Source organism: Halobacillus sp. (assembly GCF_049282395.1).
Taxonomy (GTDB): Bacteria; Bacillota; Bacilli; order Bacillales; family Halobacillaceae; genus Halobacillus.
The window spans coordinates 1-1,543 of record NZ_JBAPTY010000226.1 but is presented as its reverse complement, the minus strand read 5'-3'; the positions used below and the strand labels follow the sequence as shown (position 1 = coordinate 1,543).

The window sequence follows — 1,543 nt, the reverse complement described above, 5'->3', positions numbered from 1 at the left end:
GGTAATAGCCCTATCAATTTTGGTATTTTTTAATATAAATATAGAGACTTGTGTGCGTTAAGAGAGAAAGGAGGAGACAATATGGGATTTTCCGAAGAACTGAATAAATCAATAAAGTTTGGTGATAAAATTGAAGTTATTTCTGGAGCAGAAAAAATAAACTGCGGCGGAACCTTTATAAAGGCTGAAGATCACTATTTAGTATGGTCTAATCGTAGTGGTGACGTATTATTCACTCACTTGGATAGGGTAACAGTGAAAAAAGTCTAATCATTATTATTAATAATAAGTTATTTTTAGAGATAGTACTTTTTATATGAGTACTATCCGTTTTTTGCTTCCAAGGGCTTGTCCTAAAACCTTTTTTAAAACATTCTTTCCTTGATTATAGGAAAGAACGCTCTTGTTTCTATGATATTTTAGTGGTGAACTACTGTTGTTTCTTCCAAGCATTATGGAGCTCAGGATCTAAATTCTTTACGTTTTTCATGAACTCGCCAGTTAAACCAAATTTCTTCATTCCTTTTAATAGCTTTTTTGGAACAGGTGAGTTGGAGGTAAATGCTCGCTTGTGATCAATCACTTTGAATTCGCCATTTTCATCTATTAACATGTGTCGAACCTCCGTATCCCAGCGTGTGAAGCCTAATCGCTTGAATTCTTCTAAAACAAACAAAATTCTTTTAGTCATTTCTTCATCAATATAGCCGTATCGTTTCATATGACGGGCAAGGGAAATTCCTTGCACAAACTCCATGACAATGTAATTGTTACCAAATTCATAAAGACGAGGCATAATGTCAGAAGTCTGCCCTATTTTCATAGCTTCTAGTTCCCGTTGATATGTTTCTTCCTTAAAAAAGTACTTTACAACTTTGTCATCTGCTAACTTGTAGATTTCCCCATCCTTCCCATCACCAATCATTTCAAATGTTTTCAGGTCTTTCTTTGAGATTTTTCCGTTAAAAAAGTTCTCCAATAATCATCATTCCTTTATATGGTAGACTATAACTCTTTTTTATTGTATGGAAATATTTTCAGTTTTGTAACCGAGCCAAATGCTGAAATTTCAAATAGATGATTTTTGGCTTAAATCTTCCTGACACCCATTACGTCAACACTTTAGGGCAGTAGAAAAAGTTCTATCCGAAAACGGAATTCACCCGTATTTATTAGATAATTTGAGATATGGGATCAACGAGAATTTAGGCTGATGCCACTGAATATCTCCATCTTTTTACCCCCAGATGACAAGTGTCATTGAAACAGATATAACCGGGCATAGAACACTTAGCCCTAATCCTGCTTTCATATAATCCACAAATTTGTAATTTCCAGGTTCATAAACCATCATATTTGTCTGATAGCCAATTGGCGTTAAAAAACTGCAAGATGCTGCGATTGCCACATTAATAATGAAAAGCTTAGGGTCAACTCCTACATTTTCAGCAAGTGAAACACCTACTGGAAACATCATGACTGCAGCTGCAATATTATGAGTGAATTCTGTAAGGAGATTCGTAATAAGATAGCATAAGATTAA

At 34.6% G+C, this 1,543-nt stretch carries 3 protein-coding genes; 1 reads left to right on the top strand and 2 read right to left on the bottom strand.

The features are described from left to right. The first annotated feature begins 81 nt into the window (after nucleotides 1–81). The gene (locus WAM07_RS09930) at nucleotides 82–270 is read left to right on the top strand and encodes a hypothetical protein (RefSeq protein WP_422166481.1); all 189 of its coding nucleotides are present in this window, start codon (nucleotides 82–84) and stop codon (nucleotides 268–270) included. A gap of 160 nt (nucleotides 271–430) precedes the next feature. On the opposite strand, the gene WAM07_RS09925 is transcribed toward WAM07_RS09930, so the two are convergent. Continuing rightward, nucleotides 431–979: a kinase gene (locus WAM07_RS09925; protein WP_422166479.1), complete on the bottom strand. Its 549-nt coding sequence runs from the start codon at nucleotides 977–979 to the stop codon at nucleotides 431–433. A gap of 258 nt (nucleotides 980–1,237) precedes the next feature. After that, the coding region (locus WAM07_RS09920; protein WP_422166478.1) for an SLC13 family permease at nucleotides 1,238–1,543 on the bottom strand (306 nt) is incomplete at its 5' end.

Coding starts and splice junctions, on each gene's coding strand:
- WAM07_RS09930 (WP_422166481.1), top strand. CDS start 82: ATGGGATTTTCCGAAGAACTGAATAAATCAATAAAGTTTGGTGATAAA.